This window comes from Vogesella amnigena (genome assembly GCF_042648905.1).
GTDB lineage: Bacteria > Pseudomonadota > Gammaproteobacteria > Burkholderiales > Chromobacteriaceae > Vogesella > Vogesella amnigena.
In genome coordinates this window covers 1-18,278 of the sequence record NZ_JBHRYH010000041.1, presented here as the reverse complement: position 1 = coordinate 18,278, position 18,278 = coordinate 1, and the positions used below count along the sequence as shown (strand labels likewise).

At 65.1% G+C, this 18,278-nt stretch carries 18 protein-coding genes; 2 read left to right on the top strand and 16 right to left on the bottom strand.

What is annotated here, in order from left to right; genetic code table 11:
- Position 1 precedes the first annotated feature (1 nt).
- The 4 genes from ACFOKJ_RS13265 to ACFOKJ_RS13250 all read right to left on the bottom strand — a co-directional run bounded on the left by ACFOKJ_RS13265 (position 2) and on the right by ACFOKJ_RS13250 (position 4,192).
- Positions 2 to 781, bottom strand: a complete 780-nt coding sequence (locus tag ACFOKJ_RS13265; protein ID WP_390280366.1) for an SDR family NAD(P)-dependent oxidoreductase — start codon at positions 779 to 781, stop codon at positions 2 to 4.
- Positions 781 to 1,974, bottom strand: a complete 1,194-nt coding sequence (locus ACFOKJ_RS13260) for an oxidoreductase (RefSeq protein ID WP_390280364.1) — start codon at positions 1,972 to 1,974, stop codon at positions 781 to 783. Before ACFOKJ_RS13260 ends, ACFOKJ_RS13265 begins: the two co-directional genes overlap by 1 nt.
- A complete protein-coding gene (locus tag ACFOKJ_RS13255) occupies positions 1,974 to 3,188 on the bottom strand; it encodes a PilZ domain-containing protein (RefSeq protein WP_390280362.1) in 1,215 nt (404 codons plus the stop codon). The genes ACFOKJ_RS13260 and ACFOKJ_RS13255 overlap by 1 nt, the downstream gene beginning before the upstream one ends.
- A gap of 137 nt (positions 3,189 to 3,325) precedes the next feature.
- Entirely contained in the window at positions 3,326 to 4,192 is an 867-nt protein-coding gene (locus ACFOKJ_RS13250; RefSeq protein WP_390280360.1) for a helix-turn-helix domain-containing protein, read from the bottom strand.
- A 138-nt stretch (positions 4,193 to 4,330) separates the two neighbouring features.
- Here ACFOKJ_RS13250 and pobA point away from each other — a divergent pair, with 138 nt between their 5' ends.
- Positions 4,331 to 5,521: a 4-hydroxybenzoate 3-monooxygenase gene (pobA, locus tag ACFOKJ_RS13245; protein WP_390280358.1), complete on the top strand. Its 1,191-nt coding sequence runs from the start codon at positions 4,331 to 4,333 to the stop codon at positions 5,519 to 5,521.
- A gap of 437 nt (positions 5,522 to 5,958) precedes the next feature.
- Here pobA and ACFOKJ_RS13240 read toward each other — a convergent pair whose 3' ends face one another.
- Both ACFOKJ_RS13240 and ACFOKJ_RS13235 read right to left on the bottom strand, forming a co-directional pair.
- Positions 5,959 to 6,798, bottom strand: a complete 840-nt coding sequence (locus tag ACFOKJ_RS13240) for a class III extradiol dioxygenase family protein (protein ID WP_390280356.1) — start codon at positions 6,796 to 6,798, stop codon at positions 5,959 to 5,961.
- A 2-nt stretch (positions 6,799 to 6,800) separates the two neighbouring features.
- Positions 6,801 to 7,151: a protocatechuate 4,5-dioxygenase subunit alpha gene (locus ACFOKJ_RS13235; protein ID WP_390280354.1), complete on the bottom strand. Its 351-nt coding sequence runs from the start codon at positions 7,149 to 7,151 to the stop codon at positions 6,801 to 6,803.
- Positions 7,152 to 7,237: 86 nt separating this feature from the next.
- Between ACFOKJ_RS13235 and ACFOKJ_RS13230 the strand changes: the two genes are divergently transcribed.
- The gene (locus ACFOKJ_RS13230; protein ID WP_390280352.1) at positions 7,238 to 8,155 is read left to right on the top strand and encodes a LysR family transcriptional regulator; all 918 of its coding nucleotides are present in this window, start codon (positions 7,238 to 7,240) and stop codon (positions 8,153 to 8,155) included.
- Between the two features lie 46 nt (positions 8,156 to 8,201).
- Here ACFOKJ_RS13230 and ACFOKJ_RS13225 read toward each other — a convergent pair whose 3' ends face one another.
- The 10 genes from ACFOKJ_RS13225 to ACFOKJ_RS13180 all read right to left on the bottom strand — a co-directional run bounded on the left by ACFOKJ_RS13225 (position 8,202) and on the right by ACFOKJ_RS13180 (position 18,109).
- Complete coding sequence (locus ACFOKJ_RS13225; protein ID WP_390280349.1) at positions 8,202 to 9,215, bottom strand: aldo/keto reductase; 1,014 nt, start codon at positions 9,213 to 9,215, stop codon at positions 8,202 to 8,204.
- 11 nt (positions 9,216 to 9,226) lie between these two features.
- A complete protein-coding gene (locus tag ACFOKJ_RS13220) occupies positions 9,227 to 10,189 on the bottom strand; it encodes a Gfo/Idh/MocA family oxidoreductase (RefSeq protein WP_390280347.1) in 963 nt (320 codons plus the stop codon).
- Positions 10,190 to 10,219: 30 nt separating this feature from the next.
- Positions 10,220 to 11,113: a class III extradiol dioxygenase subunit beta gene (locus ACFOKJ_RS13215; protein ID WP_390280345.1), complete on the bottom strand. Its 894-nt coding sequence runs from the start codon at positions 11,111 to 11,113 to the stop codon at positions 10,220 to 10,222.
- Entirely contained in the window at positions 11,113 to 11,565 is a 453-nt protein-coding gene (gene ligA / locus ACFOKJ_RS13210; protein WP_390280343.1) for a protocatechuate 4,5-dioxygenase subunit alpha, read from the bottom strand. The genes ACFOKJ_RS13215 and ligA overlap by 1 nt, the downstream gene beginning before the upstream one ends.
- A gap of 3 nt (positions 11,566 to 11,568) precedes the next feature.
- Positions 11,569 to 12,489 carry an amidohydrolase family protein gene (locus ACFOKJ_RS13205; RefSeq protein ID WP_390280341.1) on the bottom strand — a complete coding sequence of 307 codons (921 nt, stop codon included), beginning with the start codon at positions 12,487 to 12,489 and terminating at the stop codon, positions 11,569 to 11,571.
- 58 nt (positions 12,490 to 12,547) lie between these two features.
- A complete protein-coding gene (ligK, locus tag ACFOKJ_RS13200) occupies positions 12,548 to 13,243 on the bottom strand; it encodes a 4-carboxy-4-hydroxy-2-oxoadipate aldolase/oxaloacetate decarboxylase (RefSeq protein WP_390280339.1) in 696 nt (231 codons plus the stop codon).
- Positions 13,244 to 13,253: 10 nt separating this feature from the next.
- The gene (locus tag ACFOKJ_RS13195) at positions 13,254 to 14,279 is read right to left on the bottom strand and encodes an amidohydrolase family protein (protein WP_390280337.1); all 1,026 of its coding nucleotides are present in this window, start codon (positions 14,277 to 14,279) and stop codon (positions 13,254 to 13,256) included.
- Between the two features lie 208 nt (positions 14,280 to 14,487).
- Positions 14,488 to 15,843, bottom strand: a complete 1,356-nt coding sequence (locus ACFOKJ_RS13190) for an MFS transporter (RefSeq protein WP_390280335.1) — start codon at positions 15,841 to 15,843, stop codon at positions 14,488 to 14,490.
- A 159-nt stretch (positions 15,844 to 16,002) separates the two neighbouring features.
- Positions 16,003 to 17,109 carry a 4-oxalomesaconate tautomerase gene (locus tag ACFOKJ_RS13185; protein ID WP_390280333.1) on the bottom strand — a complete coding sequence of 369 codons (1,107 nt, stop codon included), beginning with the start codon at positions 17,107 to 17,109 and terminating at the stop codon, positions 16,003 to 16,005.
- Positions 17,110 to 17,191: 82 nt separating this feature from the next.
- Positions 17,192 to 18,109 (bottom strand): LysR substrate-binding domain-containing protein, encoded by a 918-nt coding sequence (locus ACFOKJ_RS13180; RefSeq protein WP_390280331.1) that lies wholly within the window; start codon positions 18,107 to 18,109, stop codon positions 17,192 to 17,194.
- Between the last annotated feature and the right edge of the window lie 169 nt (positions 18,110 to 18,278).

Sequence of the window (18,278 nt, the reverse complement as noted above, 5' to 3'; positions counted from 1 at the left end):
CTCAGAATTTGCCGGCGCTGGCGCCGCCATCCAGCGACACGATGGCGCCGGTCATGTAGGAAGCCTGGCCGGACAGTAGCCACAACACGGTGTCGGCCACTTCCTGCTGGGTACCGAAACGCTGCATGGCGGTAACCGCCAGCTTGCGCCGGGTATGCTCCGGGTGCTGTTGCAGCCTGGCCTCGCTGTTCATGCCGCCCTCGATCGGGCCGGGGGCAATCGCATTGACGCGCACCACGGCGCTGCCCTCCGTGGGGCGGGCGTATTCGATGGCGGCGGCCTTGGTCATGCCCACCAGCGCAAACTTGCTGGCCACATAGGCGGCCTGGTCCGGAATCGCGGTGATGCCGGCCAGCGAGCAATTGTTGACGATGGCGCCACCGTCCCCGGCTGCCATCAGCGCCAGTTCCTCTCGCAGGCAGTAGTAGGAGCCGTTGACGTTGATGTCGATCACCCGCTGCCAGTCGCTGATCGACGACTGCCCCAGCCGGGCACGCGGCACGCTGACGCCGGCATTGTTGAAGGCACAATCCAGGCGGCCGAATCGCTCGCGGATGGTCGCCATCAGCGCGGCCACCTGCTGCGGCACACTGGTATCGCATGGCACAAACAGCAGCCGCTCGCCCAGGCCGCTGGCGTCGATGCACTGCATGCCCTTGTCGCGGTCGCGGCCGCAGATCACCACCGACGCACCTTGTGCGGCCAACGCCTGGGCCACGCTCCAGCCCATGCCCTGGGTACCACCGGTCACCAGGGCGACTTTTCCAGCAAATGCTTGCATTACTGTCCTTCCTTGCCGCCAACGGCGGGGAATGCCGGGCGCAGATAACGCGGGTTGACGCAGCAGTACACGCGTGTCGCCCGCGGGTCATGTTTGTCCTTGAAACACAGGCCATCGAAACGGCAGCGGTGGATATGCGCTTCCTCGCCGCGCAGGGTCTTGCTGATCAGCTCGTTGTCGGCAAACAGCGGCCTGGCCATGCCGACCAGATCGCACACCCCGTCGGCCAGCAGCGCCTCCGCGGTGGGCAGGTCCGCCGTCATGCCGGCAAAGCCCAAAGGCAGCGTGGTGTACTGCCTTAGCTGTGCCACCTGCGCACGCAGTTGCTGCGCCATCAGCTGCCATTGCCCGGAGAAACGGCCAAACGTCTCTGCCGTGCCCACCGAGGCCTCGATCAGGTCGGCTCCGGCCTGCTCCAGCAACGGCAGCACGGTGCGCATATCCGTCACCTGCACGCCGGCCGCGCCCATCAGGTCGTCGATCTGCAGCCGCACGCCCAGCGCCACTTCCTCGCCCACCGCGTGGCGCACATCGCGCACCACCTCGGCCAGCAGCCTGGCCCGGGCCTCGATGCTGCCGCCATAGCCATCGCGCCGCCGGTTGCTATGCGGAGAGAGAAAACTGCTCAGCAGATAGCCATTGGACGCCTGCAGCTGCAGCAGACGGCTGCCGGCAGCCACCGCCAGCCGCGCGGCGCGCACGAACTGCTGGCGCAGCCGCACGATGTCGCGGCCCTGCATGGCACGTACCCGGTAGTGCGGGTCCAGCCGCTGCAGGGCTGGCGATGGGATACCGCTTGGCGTCAGCAGCACGCTGGCGCGGCAGTGCGTGGTCAGGCCCTGGCCGCCGTAATGCTGCAGCTGTACGCCGGCAGCCACGCCGGCCGTTGCGGCCAACTGCAGCAGCGGGCGCAGGCTGTCTGCCTGCCTGGCGTGCAGCAGCCGCAGCCCGCCGGGACGCAGCACCGATTGCCGCGACACCGAGGCATTGCTCAGGTACAGGCCGCCCACGCCGCCGGCGATGATGTCGCGGTAGAAATCCAGCAGTTCGGCGGAGAGGCCGCCATCCGCGGTGGCCAGATCCAGCCCCATCGGCGCCAGGAACAGCCGGTTGGCAAAGCGGACACCACGCACCTGCAGCGGGGTGAACAGCCGCGGAAAGCGCTGCATGCCTTGCGGGGCATTGCCCGCCATCACAGCACTTCCCGCCGGGTGTTGAGGGTGGTGAAGTTCTTGATGGCTTCCAGCAGCCGCCGGCGCATTTCCGGCGCCATGTGCTGGATGACGAAACCGACACGCAAGCCTTTCGGATAGTCATGACACCAGGCCACGCGCACCGTCATGTCTATCATTCCCTCGCCTTCGACAAACAGCACGCCGCTCAGCACATCCCCCTCGGCAAGCCGGGTATCGGCGGCGAATACCGCGCACAGCCCGCCGGCGGACAAATCCAGCAGCCGGCCATCATGCGACTCGCCATTGCTGCCGCGGCAGATGATGCTGGGGGAGATGTTCTTTTCCGGCAGGAAGCGGCTGCTCTCCAGCTGCTTCACCAGCCGCAGGCGGCGGAACAGCTTCATGCCGATGATGTTCGCGCTCAGGGTGACCACCGCCACCGGCTGGTTGCGCTGGTAAAGGGTGGCCGCCAGATGCACCTCGCTCTTGCCGATGCCGCTACCCTGCTCCTGCACCAGCAGGCGCACCGGGTAATTGGCATCGACAAATGCATGGAAGCGAACATCCAGGCTGGCAATGCTCAGCGAAATCTGCCCGCGCTGCAGTTGGCTGAAGCGGTAGAAAAAGGCATACATCGCCTGCCGGGCAACTTCCAGCAACATCATCCCCGGCACGTGCTCGTGATGCTTGCGGTAGAAGAAGTAGTTGCGGGTATCCATCACCATGCTGAGGTACAGCTGGCGCGGCCGCGCCAGGCCGGCCAGGCGATCCAGCGCGCTGGACAGCAGCAGGCGGTCGAAGTCGTTTAGCTGGTGCTTGCGCGGCAGCACCCCGTTCATGAGGGCAATCTGCTCGCACTCGTCCAGGTAGGCCGAGTGCAAGCTGTAACCATCGTCAGTGGCGGCATAGTGTGCGGCCAACAACGGTGCCAGCGCCCCCTGCTCGGCCACAGTGGCCAGCTCGGCGGCAATGCGCGGCGGCACGCAACACAGGTACAGCATGCCGGCTTCGCCAAGCGGACGGAAAAACGCCGGCCAGTCTTCCGCCGGCCAGTAAAAGCGGCGAATGATCGCCAGCTCCTCTGCCGACAGCTCGGCGGCCAGCAGCCGCTCCGTCTTCAGAAAGCAGGGCAAGGCGCCACGCTCGTTACAGATCAGGACATCATCTTCGTTGTCCTTGTGCACCAGGAAAGGCGTGACTTTCTTGCGTTGAAAAGCAGCACTCAGCGACATGACTTCATCCAGGGGACCAATCAGGCCGGCAATGCTAAAGACATGACAACAGAATGGACACTACCCTATCGCGTAGGGAACTTTGCGGCAGTGCCGCAGGAAAACCCAGCTCCTGGTGACTTGTGACCGCTGCTGGCTCAGTCCTTGCGCAGCCGGCTGGGAGTCTGCCCGCTGAGGCGCTTGAAGAAGCGGATGAAATACGCCGGCTCGGAAAAACCCAGCTGGTCCGATACCTGGTTCACGTTCAGCGTGGTGTACACCAGCAGGCGCTTGGCCTCCAGCAGCAGGCGCTGGTGGATCAGCTGCAATGCCGTCTGCCCGCTGTGGCGACGGCAGACCCCGTTCAGATAGGCGGTGGATACCCCCAGCTGGCGCGCATAGCTGCTCACCGGCCAGTGCTCGCGGTAATGCTTCTCCAGCAGCGCCACGAAGCGCTGCAGATGCTGGCTGCCGCGATCCGGCCGCGCCGCTGGCGCCTCGCCCTGTGGCAGCTGCCGGCTCAGCCACACCAGCAGCGCGCACACCAGCGAACGCAGCAGCACATCACGCCCCGGCGCCGGCCTGGCGTACTCCTCGGCAATGGCGGCAAACAGCGTATCCAGATAACGGCCGCCATGCGCCACCGGGTAGCAGTGCGGCTGCTGCAACACGCTGGCGCACACGCCCAGCTCGTCCTGCAGGCGGTTCACCAGTGGCGCCGCCAGCGTCAGCACATAGCCTTCGATTGCCGCCTGAAAGCGAAAGCCATGCACGCACAGTGCCGGCACCAGCTGGATGGCCGGCTGCTCCAGCCGCGTGTGCTGCCCTTCCACGTACAGATCGGCCGGGCCGCTGCGCACATACAGCAGCTGCCATAAATCGCCATGGCGGTGGCGATCGATCTCCCAGCCATACAGCTGGCTGCGGCTGGAAATGGTTTCGCAATGCAGCAGATCCACCGTCGGCCAGTCACCGCCCTCGCCATACAGCTTGAATACCGGCACCCCGGCGAGCCCAGCCTGCATAACCTGCCTCGCTTGTTTCCAAAAGTCCTGTTTTTGTACGCGATATTGCCTGTTTTGTCTGCCATGCCTAACGAAAAATACAGTCACGGTGCAGATGTAACTGCGCCACTACAAAACGGGACACACACAGGAGTCAACATGAACATGCGTACCAAGGTCGCCATCATTGGCGCCGGCCCATCCGGGCTGCTGCTGGGCCAGCTGCTGCACAAGGCAGGCATCGACAACATCATTCTGGAACGCCAGACCCCGGATTACGTGCTGGGCCGCATCCGCGCCGGCGTACTGGAACAAGGCATGGTGGACATGATGCGCGAAGCCGGCGTGGCCGAACGCATGGACCGCGAAGGCCTGGTGCACGAAGGCATCGAGCTGGTCTACAACGGCAAACGCGACCGCATCGACCTGAAAGCACTTACCGGTGGCGATACCGTGGTGGTATACGGCCAGACCGAAGTCACCCGCGACCTGATGGAAGCACGTGCCGCCAGCGGTGCCATGACCATCTACCAGGCCGAGAATGTGCAGCCGCACGATCTCAAGGGCGAGCAGCCGTACATCACCTTCGAAAAGAACGGCGAAACCGTGCGCCTCGATTGCGACTACATCGCCGGCTGTGACGGCTTTCACGGCGTATCGCGCAAGAGCATCCCTGCCGAGGTGCTGCGCCACTTCGAGCGCGTGTACCCGTTTGGCTGGCTGGGCCTGCTGTCCGACACCCCGCCGGTAAACGAGGAGCTGATCTACGCCCAGCACGAGCGTGGTTTCGTGCTGTGCAGCCAGCGCTCGGCAAGCCGCAGCCGCTACTACCTGCAGGTGCCGCTGACCGACAAGGTGGAAGACTGGTCCGACGAGCGCTTCTGGAACGAACTGAAAACCCGCCTGCCGCAGGACGTGGCCGACAAGCTGGTTACCGGCCCGTCGCTGGAAAAGAGCATCGCCCCGCTGCGCAGCTACGTGGTGGAGCCGATGCAGTACGGCAAACTGTTCCTGGTGGGCGACGCCGCCCACATCGTACCGCCCACCGGCGCCAAGGGCCTGAACCTGGCCGCCTCCGACGTGTGCTACCTGTACCGCATCCTGGTGAAGGTGTACCGCGAAGGCCGTACCGACCTGCTGGAGAAATACTCGGAACTGGCACTGCGCCGCATCTGGAAGGCCGAGCGCTTCTCCTGGTTCATGACCACCTTGCTGCACGACTTCCCCGAGGCCGATGCCTTCGACCAGCGCATGCAGCGTACCGATTACGACTACTACACCAGCTCGCCGGCCGGCCTGAAGACCATTGCCGAGAACTACGTCGGCCTGCCATTCGACGAGGTGGAATAAGCTTTCCCTTTCCGCGTTCCCCGCGCCCATGTAGGGCGGAAGCCCGCCAGGGCGTTCCGCCGGCTTGCGGCCAACCTTGCATGGCGGAACGCCCCGGCAAGCCGGGGCTTCCGCCCTACCGGCCTGCAATGTCGCTACCGTAGCCCGGATAAGCGCAGCGCATCCGGGGAATCGCATACCTTCACAACCCCGGGTGCGCCTGCGGCTTATCCGGGCTACCAGTTCCTGCCCGGCGTTGGCCGCAAGGCCTCCCCGACTCAGCAGTTATCGAACAGCATCAGCCCGGCCGCGGTGTTGGAGATCGGGATGTGGTAGCGCGTAGCCCGGATAAGCGCAGCGCATCCGGGGAATCGCATGCCCTCACGCCCCCAGGTGCGCCTGCGGCTTATCCGGGCTACCAAGTTCCTGCCCGGCGTTGGCCGCAAGGCCTCCCCGACTCAGCAGTTATCGAACAGCATCAGCCCGGCCGCGGTGTTGGAGATCGGAATATGGTAGTTGCGATGCAGCTCGCGCACCTGGCCCGGCAGCGCGGCGCGGGTGGCCAGCCACATCAGCAGCTCCACGCCCTGGGTGCCGGTGAATTCCACCAGCTGTTCCACGCTGTACTGCGTTGCCCACTGCGGGTTGGCCGCAAGGCTGTCCATGAAGCGCAGGTCGAATTCCTTATTGATGAAGCCGGCGCGCTCGCCATCCAGCTGATGCGACAGGCCGCCGGTGCCGATGATCACTACCTTCAGCTCGTCCGGCCAGCCGCCAATGGCGCGGCCGATGGCCTCGCCCAGCTTGTAGCAGCGGCGTGCCGACGGCAGCGGGTACTGCACGGTGTTGATGCACACCGGCACGGTGCGTACTGGCGGGCTGTCATGCTGCGGCCACAGCAGCTTCATCGGCAGCGAGAAGGCATGGTCCACCAGCATTTCCTGGCAGCTGGTGATGTCGAACTCGTCGGCCACCAGGCTGTTGATGAGCTGCCACGACAGCGCGGCATCGCCGGCAAACGGCGGCAGGGTGGGAATGCCCCAGCCTTCGTCGGCATTGCAGTACTGCGCCGCCGCGCCCACGGCGAAGGTGGGCATCTTGTCGAGGAAGAAATTCAGCCCGTGGTCGTTGTAGATCACTACCGCCACGTCCGGCCTCACCTCGTCCAGCCACTGCTGCACCGGGGCAAAGCCGTCAAAGAAGGGTTTCCAGTAACCGTCCTGCTGCAGGTTCTGAGCGATGGCACGGCCGATGGCCGGTACGTGCGAAGTGGTAATGCCGCCTACGATCTTGGCCATGATTATTTCCCTGCCTCCAGCAACATCTGTTTGAACGCATCCTTGCTCATGCCGGTCTGCGCGGCACCCAGGTCCTGCACGTCCAGCCCGAGGATGCCGGCGAACTTGGCCAGGTAGTAGACATTGCCACCGGCGGCCAGCAGGCCCAGCACATCGCGTTCGCGGATGACGCGGGTCTGCTGCTCGTTCAGCCCGAACTGGCGACAGTAGGCGGCCTCGTCGGCGACAAATGCCTGGCGGTTGGCCGCGCTGTTGAATGAAAAGCACATCTTGTTGAGGGCGTAGCCCTTCATTGCCATGTCCCCATCGAACAGATAGGTGCCCGGCACGTTGAAGCTGCTGGCTTGCGTCACGGTGTTTCTCCTTGTTACCACTTGGTGTGATGTGTAGTATCCGCAAAGCAATAACCCGGATAAACACAGGGACTTTGATAGCACCCATGAGCGATTTCGATTATTCGCACCTCGACGGCAAGCTGCTGCAGCTGCTGCTGGCCATTCTCGACGCGCAATCGATTACCGGCGCGGCGCAGCGGCTGGGGGTAACGCAGTCGGCGGTATCGCACCTGCTGGGCAAGCTGCGGCAGATCACCGGCGACCCGCTGTTCGTGAAGTGCGGCCGCGGCATCGTACCCACCGCGCGCGCCGAAGCGCTGGCGCTGCATGCGCGGCTGCTGCTGGACGACATGCGCCGCTTTGCCGCTGGCGACGAATTCCACCCCGCCACGCTGCATACCACCTTCAGCATTGCGGCCAACGATTTCCAGCGCGATCTGCTGCTGCCACCGCTGCTGCAGCGGCTGCGCCGGCAGGCGCCGGGGGTGCGGCTGCGGGTGCTGCCGTCCGACGTGCCGCGTGCCGAGATGTTGCGCGAGGGCGATTGCCAGCTGGTGATCTCGCCGCGCCCGCCGGACGCCAGCGACATCCTGCACAAGCGGCTGTTCGAGGATGACTACCGGGTGTTCTACGATGCTGCCGTGCGCACGGCGCCGCTGCGGCTGGCTGATTACCAGGCGGCAGAGCACGTCAGCGTGCTGTACAGCCCGCGCCGTCCGCTGGACGTGGACCAGCAGCTGGCGGCGCGCGGTGTGGAGCGGCGCTTTGCGGTAACGGTGCCATCGTTTGCCGGCATCCCGGCCTTTCTGCAGGGCAGCGACATGCTGGCCACCCTGCCCGGCCTGCTGGCGCGCGGCCTGATGCAGGGCTTTGGCCACTGCGCGCTGCCGGCCAGGGTTGGCCGCATGCCGATGTACATGATCTGGCACCTGAAGCATCGCCACGACCCGGCACACAGCTGGCTGCGCGGCGAGCTGGAGCAGGTGGTGGCCGAGGTGCTGGCGGATAGCCAGCAGGCGTAAAAAAGCCCGCCGATGGCGGGCGAGGCAGAGCAAAACAACGGGCCGGTCAGCCGGCAAATTCCTCGGTGTCGATCTCGGCCTGGGTGGCGGCGTTGTAACGCGCACCGGCCACCGCGCCACGGGCGAACAGCACTTCCAGCCGCTGCAGCGTATCCACGCCGGGCTGGATGCCGGCGGCGGCTACGTTTTCCAGCAGGTGGGCGATGCTGGTGGTGCCAGGAATCGGGATCACATGCTCGCCACGCGTCAGCAACCAGGCCAGTGCCAGCTGCGCCGGGGAGCAGCCGGCCTCGGCGGCAATGGCGCGGAACTCGGACAGCAGCGCCAGGTTGGCCGTATGGTTGTCGCTGCTGAAGCGCGGCATGGCGCGGCGGATGTCCTTGCCGTCCAGCGCCGCCAGCGTAGCCAGGTCCGGCAGGCCATCGGCCAGGAAGCCACGCCCCAGCGGGCTGAAGGCGACAAATGCCACCCCCAGTTCACGACAGGCCTGCAGCACGGCGATTTCCGCATTGCGCGTCCACAGCGAATACTCGGTCTGCAGCGCGGCGATCGGGTGCACCGCGTGCGCGCGGCGCAGGGTGTCGGCGGACACCTCGGACAGGCCGATGCTGTGGATCTTGCCTTCGCGCACCAGTTCGGCCAGCGCGCCCACACTATCCTCGATCGGCACCTGCTTGTCCCAGCGGTGCAGGTAGTAGAGGTCGATGACCTCGGTGCGCAACCGGCGCAGCGCCTGTTCGCAGGTGCTCTTGAGCGTGGCCGGGCGGCCGTCGATCACCCTTTTAGGCCCGTTTTCAGAGGGTACCCCGGTCATGCCGCACTTGCTGGCCAGGGTGAAGCGGCTGCGGTGCGGTGCCAGCACGCGGCCAACCAGCTCCTCGTTGGCGCCAAAGCCATACAGCGCGGCGGTATCAAACAGGGTGATGCCGGCGTCCAAGGCAGCCAGCAACAGCGCCTCGGCCTGCTCCGGCGCCGGCGGCGTGCCGTAGGCGTGGCTAAGGTTCATGCAGCCCAGGCCGATGGCCGAGACGGTGAACGGGCCGAGTTGTCGCTGTTGCATGGGCAAACTCCTTACAGGCTGGCGTTCAGCTGCTGTTCCAGCTTGGCCAGCACCTGGTAGCACGGCAGCACCTTGGCTACCGACGCGTTCGGCTCACGGCCTTCGCGGATGGCGGCGAAGAATTCGCGGTCCTGCAGCTCGATGCCGTTCATCGACACATCCACTTTCGATACATCGATCTGCTCTTCCTTGCCGTTGTACAGCTCGTCGTAGCGGGCGATGTAGGTGGCGGAATCGCCGATGTAGCGGAAGAACGTCCCCAGCGGGCCGTCGTTGTTGAACGACAGGCTCAGGGTGCAGATGGCGCCGTTGGCCGCCTTCAGCTGGATCGACATGTCCATGGCGATGCCCAGTTCCGGGTGGATCGGGCCCTGGATGGCATTGGCCTGCACGATGGGGCTGCCGGCCTGGTAGGCGAACAGGTCCACGGTGTGGGCGGCATGGTGCCACAGCAGGTGGTCGGTCCAGCTGCGTGCCTGGCCCAGCGCGTTCATATTGGTACGGCGGAAGAAGTAGGTCTGCACATCCATCTGCTGGATGTTGAATTCGCCGGCCTGCACCTTGCGGTGCACGTACTGGTGGCTGGGGTTGAAGCGGCGGGTATGGCCCACCATGGCCACCAGGCCGGTCTGCTGCTGCAGCGCTACCACCGCCTCGGCATCGGCCAGGCTGTCGGCCAGCGGAATCTCCACCTGCACGTGCTTGCCGGCCCGCAGGCACTGCATGGCCTGCTCGGCGTGCACCTGGGTGGGGGTGCACAGGATCACCGCGTCCACTTCCGGCAGCGCCAGCGACTCGGCCAGATCGGTGGCCACGTGGGCGATGCCGTACTTGTCAGCCACTTCCTTGGTGGCGTCAAAGCGGCGGCCAACCAGCGATACCACTTCCACGTTATCGATGTTCTTGATGGCATCCAGATGCTTGATGCCGAAGGCGCCGGCGCCAGCCAGCGCAACCTTGATGGTTTTGCTCATGAATTGTCTCCTGCTGCGCGAGGCCTTGCCTCAGCGCGGGTTTTCCAGAATCAGGTGGCCTACGGCGGTGTTGGACGCCGGCACATGGTAGAAGCGCTGCTTCACTACGGGCGCCGGGCCACCGGCGACGTCGGCCCCTGCGCCCTGCGCAACATCATCCATTGCCCCGCGCGCGATCAGCCACATCACCAGCTCGATGCCCTCGGAGCCGGCTTCGCGCACGTAGTCGATGTGCGGCAGCTGCGCCAGCTCGGCCGGGTCGGCGATCAGGCGGTCGAGAAAGGCGTTGTCCCACTCGCGGTTGATCAGGCCGGCACGCGGGCCCTGCAGCTGGTGGCTCATGCCGCCGGTACCCCAGATCTGCACGTTCAGATCGCGGTCGAACGACTCCACCGCACGGCGGATGGCCTGCCCCAGCTGGAAGCAGCGGCGGCCGGACGGCACCGGGTACTGCACCACGTTCACCGCGAACGGAATCACCGCGCACGGCCAGGCGCCCTGCTGCGGGTGCTGCTCGCCGAACATCAGCGACAGCGGCACGGTGAGGCCGTGGTCCACGTCCATCTTGTTGACGATAGTGAGGTCGAAGTCGTCCTGAATCACGCTTTGCGCGATGTGTGCGGCCAACTCCGGGTGGCCTTTCACCACCGGTACCGGGCGCGGGCCCCAGCCTTCATCGGCCGGCTGGAATTCGGCGGCGGTGCCAATGGCGAAGGTGGGAATGCAGTCCAGGCTGAAGGCGGTGGCGTGGTCGTTGTAGACCAGGAAGATCACGTCCGGCTTCTGTTCCTTGATCCACTGTTTGCCGTAGTCGTAACCGGCAAATACCGGCTGCCAGTACGGCTCCTGCGCCTTGCCCAGGTCCAGCGCGGCGCCGATGGCCGGCACGTGCGAGGTGTAAACGGATGCGGTAATGCGTGCCATCAGTGCTTGTCTCCAGTGTTTGCCTGCCCGGCCTTGCCCTGCGGCTGGTGCTGCGGCTGTGCATCGCCGTCCTCGCCCAGGTAGCGGTTGCCCTCGGCGGAGCGGCCGCCGGCCAGCATCATGTCGCGGTATTCCTCTTCCGTCATGCCGGTCATGCTGCCGGCCATCTGCTGGAAGCTCTTGCCGTCGGTGGCGCCGATCTTGGCCAGGAAGTAGATATTGCCGCCCAGCGCGATGCAGCGGTTCAGGTCGCGATCCAGCACCGCCTGCTTCTGCTCCTCGCTCATTGCCCACTCGTCCAGGTAGGCGCGCTCGTCGGCCTTGAAGCGGGCGCGGTTGTTCGCCTTCATCAGCGACATGCAGAACTGGTTCAGCCAGTAGCCCAGACGCGACTGGTCGGCATCGAAAATCACGGTACCGGGAATGTCCTTGTACGGTTTTTGCAGCGACATCGCTCAGCCCTTCACTTGTTCCGGCCAGTACAGGCGCATCGGGTTGTCCACCAGCAGCTTCTGCTGCAGCTCGGCCGTGGGGGCGATATGGGGGATGAAATCCACCAGCAGGCCATCGTCCGGCATATGGTCCTTCAGGTTGGGGTGCGGCCAGTCGGTGCCCCACAGCACGCGATCCGGAAACTCCTCCACCACGCGGCGCGCAAACGGCACCACATCACGATAGGCCGCCTGCTCGCCATCCAGCGCCTTGGGGCCGCTGAGCGACAACCGTTCCGGGCAGCTTACCTTGCTCCACACATTCGGGTTGTCGCGCATGAACTTGAGGAACAGTTCAAACTCCGGGCCGTCCACCGGCTTGCTGACATCCGGGCGGCCCATGTGGTCCACCACTACAGTGGTGGGCAGGCCGCTGAAGAAGTCCCACAGCTGGGGCAGGTCCACAGCTTCAAAGTAGATCACCACGTGCCAGCCCAGCTTGGCGATACGGCCGGCGATCTCCATCAGCTCATCCTTGGGGGTGAAGTCCACCAGCCGCTTGACGAAGTTGAAGCGCACGCCGCGCACGCCGGCAGCGTGCATGGCCTGCAGCGCCTCGTCGCTGACATCGCGGCGCACGGTGGCCACGCCACGTGCCTTGCCATCGGAGTGCAGCAGCGCATCCACCAGCGCGCGGTTGTCGGCACCGTGGCAGGTGGCCTGCACGATCACGTTGCGGGCAAAGCCCAGCTGGTCGCGCAAGGCAAACAGCTGCTGCTTGCTGGCATCGCACGGGGTGTACTTGCGTTCCGGCGCGTAGGGGAATTCCTCGCCGGGGCCGAACACGTGGCAGTGGGCATCCACCGCGCCGGCCGGCAGTTTGAACCTGGGTTGGCTGGGGCCCTGATACCAGTCCAGCCAGCCCGGGGTTTTCTGAAATTGCATGATGCGATCCTTACTTATGGTTGGCCGCATGCGGCCAACCTTGCGGCATGGCGCCGCTTCAGTCGATGTAACGCAGACCGGCCTTTTCCAGCGGCTCGCGCATCTGGTACATGTCCAGGCCCAGCACGCCGGCAGCCAGCTTGGCGCGTTTCTCGCCTTCGAAGCTCTCGCGCTTCTCTGCCGCATCGGCCACCTGCTGCGCAATCGCCGCCGGTACCACCACCACGCCGTCCACGTCGGCAATCACCACATCGCCCGGGTTCACCAGCGCGCCGGCGCAGATCACCGGGATGTTCACCGAACCCAGCGTGGCCTTGATGGTGCCCTTGGCGTTGATGGCGCGGCTGAATACCGGGAAGCCCATCTTTTCCAGCTCTTCCACGTCACGCACGCCGCCGTCGATGATCAGCCCCCTGGCACCGCGTGCCTGGAAGCTGGTGGCCAGCAGGTCGCCGAAGAAGCCGTCTTCGTTGTCGGTGGTGCAGGCGGCTACCGCCACATCGCCAGGCTGCAGCTGCTCGGCAGCCACGTGCATCATCCAGTTGTCGCCCGGCTGCAGCAGCACGGTAACGGCAGTGCCGCAGATCTTGGCGCCACGATAAACCGGGCGCATGTACGGCTTCATCAGGCCGACGCGGCCCATGGCTTCGTGAATGGTGGCAACGCCGAACTGCGCCAGCTTGGCGACGGCGGCCGGATCGGCGCGCTCGATATGGCGCTTTACCACTCCCAGTTGATTCATGGCTTGTGTCATGTCGGTTTCCTTACTTGCCCTTGGCCTTGAGTGCTGCGTCGAGTCGCGAATACACGCGGCGGGCGTTGCCTTCGTAGATCTGGTGGCGCTCGTCTGCAGTCAGGTTGGCCGCCTCGATGTAGCGCTTGGTGTCGTCGTAGTAGTGGCCGGTTTCCGGATCGATGCCGCGCACGGCGCCGATCATCTCGGAGGCGAACAGCACGTTCTGCACCGGAATCACCTTCGTCAGCAGGTCGATGCCCGGCTGGTGGTAAACGCAGGTGTCAAAGAAGATGTTGTTCAGCAGGTGATCCTTGAGCAGCGGCTTTTTCAGCTCCTGCGCCAGGCCACGGAAGCGGCCCCAGTGGTAGGGCACCGCGCCGCCGCCGTGCGGAATCACAAACTTCAGCGTCGGGAAGTCCTTGAACAGGTCCGAGGTCAGGCACTGCATGAAGGCGGTGGTGTCGGCGTTCAGGTAGTGCGCGCCGGTGGTGTGGAACGCGCAGTTGCAGCTGGTGGACACGTGGATCATCGCCGGGATGTCGTACTCCACCATCTTTTCGTAGATCGGGTACCACTGCTTGTCGGACAGCGGCGGGCTGGTCCAGTGGCCGCCGGACGGGTCCGGGTTGAGGTTGATGCCGACGAAGCCGTAATCGTTGACGCACTTTTCCAGCTCCGGGATGCAGCTGGCCGGGTCAACGCCCGGGCTCTGCGGCAGCATGGCGGCGCCGATGAAGTTGTCCGGGAACAGCTGCGCCACGCGGTAGCACAGCTCGTTGCAGATCGCCGCCCAGGTGGACGAAGTGTTGAAGTCGCCGATGTGGTGCGCCATGAAGCTGGCACGCGGGCTGAAGATGGTCAGATCGGCGCCGCGTTCCTTCATCAGCCGCAGCTGGTTGCTTTCGATGGTATCAATCAGCTCGTCATCGCTGATCTTCAGCTCGGACACCTTGGGGCCCAGCTCCGGGGTGGCCAGGTTGTCCACCTGGCGTTTGCGCCAGTCTTCCAGCGCCTTGGGCGCGGTGGTGTAGTGGCCGTGAATGTCGATGATCATGCTTTTACTCCTGAAACAGGCGGGACCGGTACGGTCGGTTACAGCGGGCGGCTGGTGGCCGGCCCCGCGGCGCGATACTTCTTCAATTGCTGGGTAGCGCTGCTAGCAACACCTCGCAGAGCACCTGAGCCAAGGCGCGCCGACGCAGACAGTACAAGTAGTACGGCAAGGAGGCGCAACGCAGGATCAGGGGTGTTGTTAGCGGCGATTAGTGCCCCAGCGTGGCGGAAGCCACCGGCTTGCTATTACTCTCCGGATGCGCGCGCTGCTTGACGAACAGCGCCACGGCGGCAATCAGGCCCGGGATGGCCAGCACCAGGAACACCTGGTCGAAACCAAGCTGGCGGCGGGTGAGCTCGGCCACCAGGAAGGAGCCGGCAATGCCGCCAAAGCGGCCGATGCCCAGCATCCACGACACCCCGGTGGCGCGGCCCTGTGTCGGGTAGAACGCTGCGGCCAAGGCCGGCAGCGAGGACTGTGCGGTGTTCATCACCGTGCCAGCAACGAACACCACCACCATCAGCAGGCCGACATCGCCCACCGACTGGCCGATGGCGTAAATGGAAAGCGCGGTCAGCGCAAAGCCGATGGCGATGATGCGGTCAGCGTTGAAGCGATCCATCAACCAGCCGCAGAACACGGCGCCAATGCCACCCAGCGGGAACAGCGCGGAAATCTGCATCGCCACTTTCGGGTCGATTCCGCTTTCCTTGAACAGCACCGGCATCCAGTTGATGACACCGTAGAAGATCACCAGGCCCATGAAGTAGGCCAGCCACAGCATCAGCGAGCCGGTACGGTAGGCCGGCGACAGCACCACGCCCAGACCCTGCTTGCCGGCTACCGCCTGGCGGGTTTCGCTCTGGTGGAAGGCAGCAATGTCACGGGCGGAAATGTGGATGCGTGCCAGGGCGGCGGCAATGCGCTCGCGCGGCTGGCTCCTGGCCACCATGTAACGCACCGACTCCGGCAATACCAGCACCAGCAGCAGCACCATCAGCAGCGGCACGATGCCCCCCAGTTCGAACACGCTGCGCCAGCCCCAGTGCGGAATCATCCACGCCGCCAGGAAACCGCCCAGCGCCGCACCCAGCGGAAAGCCGCAGAACATGGCATTGGTCAGCAGCGCGCGACGCGAACTCGGGCAGAACTCGCTCATCAGCGTGACCGCATTGGGCATGGCAGCCCCCAGCCCCACCCCGGTGATGAAACGCAGCACGGTAAGCTGCTCCAGGTTGGCCGCCTGCGACGACAGCAAGGTGAACAGGCCAAGCACGAATACCGAAGCCACCAGTACCTTCTTGCGGCCGAAGCGGTCGGCCAGCGGGCCGGCGGACAGCGCGCCGGCCGCCAGGCCGAACAGCGCAGCGCTAAGCACCGGGCCCAGTGCCGGCTTGGTAAGGCCCCACTCCTTCAGCAGCGAGGGCGCCACGTAGCCGATGGCGGCGGTATCGAAACCATCCAGCAGCACGATGCAGAAGCACAGCGCAAACACGAACCACTGGAACGGGGAAAACGGGTGCCGGTCGATGAACGCCTGCACGTCGACGGATTGCTGTGACATGAACTTCTCCAACGTTGTTGTGTTGTTTGTAGTAGCGGCGCTCTATGGCACCTGGGGTGAAGCCTGTTGCCCTGCCCTGTACAGGGTGGCACGGGTCGCTGTCGCTCTCTGTTTTTCGCAGCGGCGCCGCGCGGGCGTTGTGTGTGTTCGGGGGTACGGCTATTTATTGCCATCCCATACCGCGGCCGGCACCATCACCTCGCCGCGCATGATCAGCCGCGCGGTACGCAGCAGGGCAGCGCGGGTAACGTTCTGCGGGTTGGCCGCATCGGTTTCCAGCTCCACCGAGAACTCGCCGGTGGGGTGCTCCACCGACACCACCTTGCGCTGGCCGCCGGCCACGCTGGCGATGCCAGCGGTAACGGCACCTTCCAGCACGCAGGCGGTAGCCACGGTGACAGCCGCCAGCACGCCGATGGCGTCATGGCAAACGTGGGGGATGAAGCTGCGGGTAGTCAGGCTGGCGCCGGGCGCGCGCGGCGGCGCGATCAGCGTCATCTTGGGATAGGTTTTCGTGCTCACGTCGCCCAGGCCCATCAGCTGGCCGCACACCAGGCGCAACGCTTCCAGCCGGGTCTTGAGCTCGGTATCGGCATTCATCTCGGCCACGGTTTCGTAGCCGCTGCGGCCAACATCGGCTGCACGCAGCATCACCAGCGGCATGCCGTTGTCGATGCAGGTGACGTCGATCTGGCCGATACCGTCCACGCTGACGGTGTCACGCACCTGGCCGGTGGGCAGCAGGCCGGAACACACCGAGCCGGCGGTATCCAGGAAGTTGATGGTGATCGGCGCCGAGGTGCCCGGCACGCCGTCGATGCGCGCATCGCCGTCGTAGCGCACGCGACCGCCCGGGGTTTGCACGGTCACGTCGCAGGCCATGCCGGTATTCAGTGTCAGCACGCGGAAGGTGCTGGTTTCGCCCTGCGGCTGCACCATGCCGGTTTCCAGCGCGAACGGCACTACCGCCGCCAGCATGTTGCCGCAGTTGGGGGTGGTATCGACGGTGTCCTTGTCCGGCGTTACCTGCGCAAACAGGAAGGTCAGGTCGATGCCCGGCTGGCTGCCCAGGTCAACGATACCCACCTTGCTGGTGAGCGGGTTAGCGCCACCCAGGCCGTCGATCTGGCGACGGTCGGGCGAGCCCATCACCGCCAGCAGCACGCGGTTGCGCAGTGCCTCGTCGGCCGGCAGATCGGCTGCCTTGAAGAACGGCCCGCGCGACGTGCCGCCGCGCATGAACAGGGTAGGAATTGGTGTCTGCATGGCTGCAGTATCCACCTGCCCGCCATGCTGAAAAATATGGATAGCTAACTAATAGATATATCAGTTTGATATATCTTGCAGCTCAGCTCCTGCCCGGCAAAGGCTGCCCTGCCACGATAGCCGGCACCATCTCGCGCAGCATGTCCTGCATCGCCTGCTGGGTGAGCGTACTGGGCCGGTGCGAGCTGACCGCCAGCGCCAGCCGGCTCTTCAGCCCCGGCTCGCCAATCTGCCGCAGTCGCAGCTTGCCGGCCTTGTCACTGCTGGAAACCGCCAGCCGCGACAGCACCGCGCTACCGGCGCCGTCTGCCACCAGCTCCAGAATCGCCGGCACGCTGTCTATCTCCAGCGCCACTGTTGGCCGCAGGCCACGCGCGCCCAGTTCCGACTCCACCAGCATGCGAATGGCGTGTGGCTGCGAGGGAATCACCAGCGGCCGTGCTGCCAGGCCGACCAGCGGCAGCGGCCCGTCGGTGGCATCATCACCGGCCAGCTCCACCAGATACAGTTGCTCGTCGCACAGCGGCAGGATATCGATATCCGCCGACGGCACCGGGTTATACAGCAATGCGATATCCAGCCGGCCGTTACGCAGCGCTTCCAGCATATTGGCCGACAAGCCTTCGCGTATCGCCAGCGAGGCATCCGGCAGCCTGCTACGGAAAGCACGCGACAGCGGTACCGACAGCACCCGCGACAGGCTGGGCGGCAAGCCCAGCGCCACCTTGCCAGCCAGTGCGCCACGCACGCGCCCCAGCTCCTCGCGCGTGCGCTCCACCTGGTGCAGCACACCACGGCCATGCTCCAGCAGCAGCTTGCCGGCTTCGGTCAGTGTCACCCCGCGTCCATTGCGCAGCAGCAGCGTCTGACGCAGCTCCACCTCAAGCTGGCGGATCTGCCGGCTCAGCGCCGGCTGCGCAATGTCCAGCACAATGGCGGCACGAGTAAAGCTGCCCAGCTCCGCTACCTTGACGAAATACTCGATCTGCTTGAGGTCCATTTGCTCGCTTCCCGCGCAGGCACCACAAGGGCCTGCCATTACCGACTGCGGCCATTCTAGGGCATCGACGTCCCCCCGGTATTGAGTAGCACGTGACTTTAGAGTCCAATCCACCATGACACGGAGATTGGACATGAAGAAACGTTTCACAGAAGAACAGATCATCGGT